This is a genomic window from Bacteroidota bacterium (genome assembly GCA_034723125.1).
Lineage (GTDB): Bacteria > Bacteroidota > Bacteroidia > CAILMK01 > JAAYUY01 > JAYEOP01.
In genome coordinates, this window is record JAYEOP010000063.1 from 1 (window position 1) to 5,260 (window position 5,260).

Below are 5,260 nucleotides of genomic sequence, written 5' to 3' on the forward strand. Positions count from 1 at the left end.
GAAAAAGAAGAGTATTTTTATTAATGAAGATTTATCAAATTTATTAGTCAGATTTTATGTTTTTTGTCTTGATTGCTGGGGATAGTTATACCAATTTAATTTTGAATCTGTCAATTACCAAACAAATTTTTTTATGACAATCAAATAAAAAAATTCAAAAAAAAAGTTCCACAAATGCGGAACTTTTTTTTGTTAAATTAAAAGGGAATCACTATTATTCATTTTCCTCTTTATCGTCCTTTTTTTTCTCTTTTGGTTTAGCTGTTTTTTTGTTTTTTTGCTTGTTTTCTTCAGCTATCATTTTGTCTTTAAGTTCTTTTAAAACATCTTGTTCGCTTCCTAATGTTGTCTTTTTAACTTTTGATTTCACGCCTCTAAGAGTTTTTCTTGTTGAATCTGCTTCTTTCTTTTTCTTAGCATATTCTTTGTCTTTCTGGGCTTTTATTGCTTCTTTCCATGTTCTTGTATGTGAAACAGTAATTTTTCTGTTATTTCTATCAACTTCAATAATCATAAATACAAGAACATCATCTTCCTTAATTTTAGAGTTGTCCTCTTTAAGTAAATGTTTTGCAGGAGCGTATCCTTCAATGTTGTATGGAAGAGTAATGGTAGCACCTTTTTCATCAATTCTTGCAACGGAACATTCGTGAACGGTTCCAATTTCAAAAATATCACGGAATGTTTCCCATGGATCTTCTTCTATTTGCTTATGTCCAAGACTTAATCTTCTGTTTTCAATATCAATTTCAAGAACTACACATTCAATTTTATCAGCAACTTTAGCAAATTCCGATGGGTGATTGATTTTCTTAGTCCATGAAAGATCTGAAATATGAATCAATCCGTCAACGCCTTCTTCCAATTCTACAAAAAGTCCAAAGTTTGTAATGTTTTTAACTTCTGTTGTGATATTTGTTTCTTTTGGATATTTTTCACCAATTTTTTTCCAAGGATCTTCTGTAAGTTGTTTTAAACCAAGTGAAAGTTTTCTGTCTTCTCTTGAAATAGTTAAAACTTTTACTTCTACTTCCTGATGAAGTGCAATATAATCGGAAGGAGATTTAAGATGCTGTGACCATGTCATTTCTGAAACATGAACAAGACCTTCAACACCTGGGAAAATTTCTACGAAAGCTCCGTAATCTTCAATGTTTACAATTTTACCTTTTAAAACACTTCCTTCAACAATATCTTTAGGTAATGTTTCCCAAGGATGCTCTGTAAGTTGTTTCATTCCCAATGAAATACGTTTTTTGTCTTCATCATAATCAAGAACAACAACGTTTATTTTCTGACCAATTTCAAGAAGTTCGTTAGGATGATTTATTCTTCCCCATGAAACATCTGTAATATGGATAAGACCGTCAACACCACCAAGGTCAACAAATACACCAAAGGATGTAAGATTTTTAACAATTCCTTCAAGTACTTGACCTTTTTCTAGTTTAGATAATATCTTATGACGTTGTTCTTCAATATCTTGCTCAATAATTGCTTTATGAGAAACAACAATATTTCTGAATGCAGGGTTTAACTTTACAACTCTTAAATCAATATCTTTTCCAACATAAGAATCATAATCTTTTACAGGTTTAATGTCAAGTTGAGAACCAGGTAAAAATGAGTCAAGCCCAAAAAGGTCAACTACCATTCCGCCTTTAGTTCTATCTTTAATATGTCCTTGAACAACCTCTCCTGTTTCGTGAATTTTTTCAATTCTTCTCCATGCATTTTCAGCTAAGGCTTTTCTATATGAAAGGACTAATTGTCCATCTTGTCCTTCAATAGATTCCACTAAAACTTCAACTTCATCACCTACTTTTAAATCAGGATTGTTTTTAAATTCCGAAAATGGAACAAGACCATCTGATTTATAGCCAATGTTTAAAATAACATCTTTTTCAGTAATGTGTTCAACCTTTGCTTTTATTAGTTCATGCTCTTTAATAACGTTAAGAGTTTCAGTATAAAGCTTTTCTAATTTGGCTTTTTCCTCAGAATCATAATCCGAAACATTGTCGTCTTCTTCAAATTTGTCCCAATCAAATTCTTCTTCTTGTTCAACAATTTCTTCTACTTTTTCCTCTTTTATTTCTTTTGCCTCTTTCTTTTCCCACTCTTTTTCTTCTTCTTCCTTTTTTGAACCTTTCTGTTCTTCCTGTTTAGGCAATTCTTCTTTTGTTTCCTGCTTTGGTGTTTCTTCTTTTACCTCTTCTTTAATAGCAGGTTTTTCATCTTTAGGAATATTTCCTTTAGATTCTTCTGTTTTAGAAGCTTCCTTTTTTTCAGCTCCTTCATTACTTTGATTTAAATTTTTTTGTTTTTCTTCCATTTTTTTTAATATCCTCCTTTTGTCCTAAGAAATTTAGGAAGCGCAAATGTAAAATATTTTTTTTTAAATAAGCAAGAAAATTTATTGAAAAACAATTTTCTTGTTTCTCTATTCTTTACAGAAAAATAAGGTGTTGAATAATTATAGAACCTCCCTATAGATTAAATTATTAACATTACATCACCGTAATCCATAAACCTATATTTCTCTTTTATTGCAATATTATAAGCTTCTTTTATCAGTTTCATTCCTCCAAAAGCCATTGCTGATATATAAAATGGCGATTTTGGTGCATGAAAGTTAGAAATTAAAGAATTAGCAATTTTAAAATCATAGGGTGGGAAAATGAACTTTTCTGTCCATCCTTCAACAGGCAATAGCTGATTTGTTGTTGATACCGATGACTCTACAGCACGTAATGTTGTAGTTCCTATAGCACAGATTCTTTTGTTCTTTTTTATAGCTTGATTAATAATTGATACGGAATCTGAAGATATATGAAAATTTTCTGATTCCATTTTATGCTTTGAGAGGTCTTCAACTTCAATTCCACGAAAAGATGCAAGTCCAATATGAAGTGTAACTTTTGCAATATTTATGTTTTTTATTTCAAACCATTTTAATACCTCTTTACTAAAATGAATTCCTGCAGCAGGAGCAGCTATTGAACCTGCTTTGTTGGCAAAAATTGTTTGATAATTTTCAGCATCTTCCATTAATGGTTCACGTTTCATGTATTTTGGAAGTGGAGTTGTTCCTAATTTGTACAAAGTTTTTTTAAAATCTTCATAACTACCGTCTTGGTAAAAACGAATAGTTCTTCCTTTAGAAGTAGTGTTGTCAATAACTTCTGCTACAAGCATATCCTCTCCTTCTTTGCCAAAAATTAATTTGTTTCCTATTCTTACTTTTCTGGCAGGATTTACAATTACATCCCAAAGGAGAACGTCTTTATTAAGTTCTCTTAACAAAAAAACTTCAATATCAGCACCTGTTTTTTCTTTAATACCATAAAGCCTTGCAGGAAAAACTTTTGAATCATTGACTATTATTGTGTCTTCCGAATCAAAATATTCAACAATGTTTTTGAATGTTCTATGCTCTATTTTACCACTATCTTTGTGTACTACCATTAAACGAGATTCATCCCGATAAATAGCAGGATTATTTGCTACCAAATTAAATGGTAAATGAAAGCCGAATTGTCCAAGTTTTGTCATTAGTGTAGATTTTTAAATAACTGCAAATGTAATATATTTATTCCTCGATTCCATATAAATTTTAAATTTGCTAATATCAATATGTTAAAAGATGCATTTTGCGTTTTCGTTGTTTAGCATAAAAAGTGCCTAAAATTTAAATAGTGTCTCTTAGAAAAAATCTATTTTAATTTTGGAGAGTTTTCTTAGAGGCACTAAATAAGTGAATACGAGAATGAAAAATAAATAATAACTCTGTTTAACCTAACCTAATCCAGATAAACTGGAATAGAATAACTGCCACAGATTTTTTCTGTCGAAGATATGCTAAGTGTAATAAGAAGTAAGACTACATCTGTCAAAGACAGATTCACAGATTTCAAACTGCCTTTGGTAGTTTGCTTTGTAAAAATTTATTATAGTAAATTCCTTTTAATCTGTGAATTAAATTTGATTACCCACAGTATTTGACATAGAACCACCTTTTTCAATATTTTTACAATATATTATTGCTATTAATTTTGAAATACTAAATTTGTTATGTTTATTTGAAGTAATAAGTTATGCCTAAATGGTTATTAATAACTGAAATTATTAAAGAAAGTCTGCGATTAGCATTTGCAGGGCTACGAAATAATGTACTAAGAACACTTTTGTCTTCTTTTGCAATAATCATAGGTATTCTTACAATTATATCAATTCTTACCTTTATTGATTCACTTAATAAAAACGTAAAAGAATCACTATCATCACTTGGTGGAGATATTATTTATATTCAGAAATGGCCTTGGTTGTTTGATAATGATTATCCTTGGTGGAAATTTGTTAACAGACCTCAAGTGAGTTATCAGGAAATGCAAATGTTACAGAACAAACTCAAAAATTATGAAGGAATCGCAATTATGGGTAGCATTTCCAATAAAACTATTTCTACTCATGATGAACAAGTAAAAAATATCGGTATTGATGCAGTTACGTATCAATACAATAAAGTTTTTGATTTTGATTTTCAGGACGGGAGATATTTTACTGAGTTTGAATCACGAATGGGAAATCCTAAAATAATTTTAGGGAATGAAGTTGCACGAAATCTTTTTGGAGAAAAAAACTGTATAGGAGAAAAAGTAAATGTTTTAAATAGAAAATTTATTGTTATTGGTGTACTTAAAAAAGAAGGAAATACAAATATCAGTATTTCAGGCTTAGACGATAGAGCCTTTATACCTTATAATTACGCTCGTTATTTGTACGGAACAAGTATGAGATATATGCACTTAACCATCAAAGTAAAAAGTGCTAAAAATATTAGCGAAGTGGAATTTGAAGATGAAATAAGAGGAGTAATGCGTTCTATTCGTAAGTTGTCACCAAAAGAAGAAGATAATTTTGCACTTAACCGAGCAAGTTTTATTACTGAAAAATTAAATGAAATTTTTAGTAGCTTAAGTATTGCAGGATGGGTAATTGCAGCATTTTCTATTCTGGTAGGTGGCTTCGGGACGGCAAATATTATGTTCGTTTCAGTAAAAGAAAGAACATTTCTTATTGGAATTGAAAAAGCACTCGGAGCTCCTAAGTTTTTTATCCTTGCTCAGTTTTTAGGAGAAGCAATAATCCTTTGTCTTTTAGGGGGTATTATTGCGTTATTACTAGTAATAGGAATTGTAATAATCGTTAATTCTTCACAAGATGATATTCACTTGATTTTAACATTTAAAAACGTAAT

At 30.1% G+C, this 5,260-nt stretch carries 3 protein-coding genes; 1 reads left to right on the forward strand and 2 read right to left on the reverse strand.

Annotation, left to right across the window (positions count from 1 at the left end; genetic code table 11):
- Window positions 1-214 precede the first annotated feature (214 nt).
- Together rpsA and queA are read right to left on the reverse strand one after the other, a co-directional pair.
- The gene (rpsA, locus tag U9R42_02060; GenBank protein ID MEA3494798.1) at window positions 215-2,335 is read right to left on the reverse strand and encodes a 30S ribosomal protein S1; all 2,121 of its coding nucleotides are present in this window, start codon (window positions 2,333-2,335) and stop codon (window positions 215-217) included.
- A gap of 161 nt (window positions 2,336-2,496) precedes the next feature.
- Window positions 2,497-3,555, reverse strand: coding sequence for a tRNA preQ1(34) S-adenosylmethionine ribosyltransferase-isomerase QueA (gene queA / locus U9R42_02065; GenBank protein MEA3494799.1), 1,059 nt, complete (start codon window positions 3,553-3,555; stop codon window positions 2,497-2,499).
- Window positions 3,556-4,097: 542 nt separating this feature from the next.
- On the opposite strand from queA, the gene U9R42_02070 reads away from it, so the two are divergent.
- The coding region (locus U9R42_02070) for an ABC transporter permease (protein MEA3494800.1) at window positions 4,098-5,260 on the forward strand (1,163 nt) is incomplete at its 3' end.

What these genes read in the sequence shown, in the direction of transcription:
- rpsA (MEA3494798.1), bottom strand. Translation starts at nt 2,335, where the DNA reads ATGGAAGAAAAACAAAAAAATTTAAATCAAAGTAATGAAGGAGCTGAA.
- queA (MEA3494799.1), bottom strand. Translation starts at nt 3,555, where the DNA reads ATGACAAAACTTGGACAATTCGGCTTTCATTTACCATTTAATTTGGTA.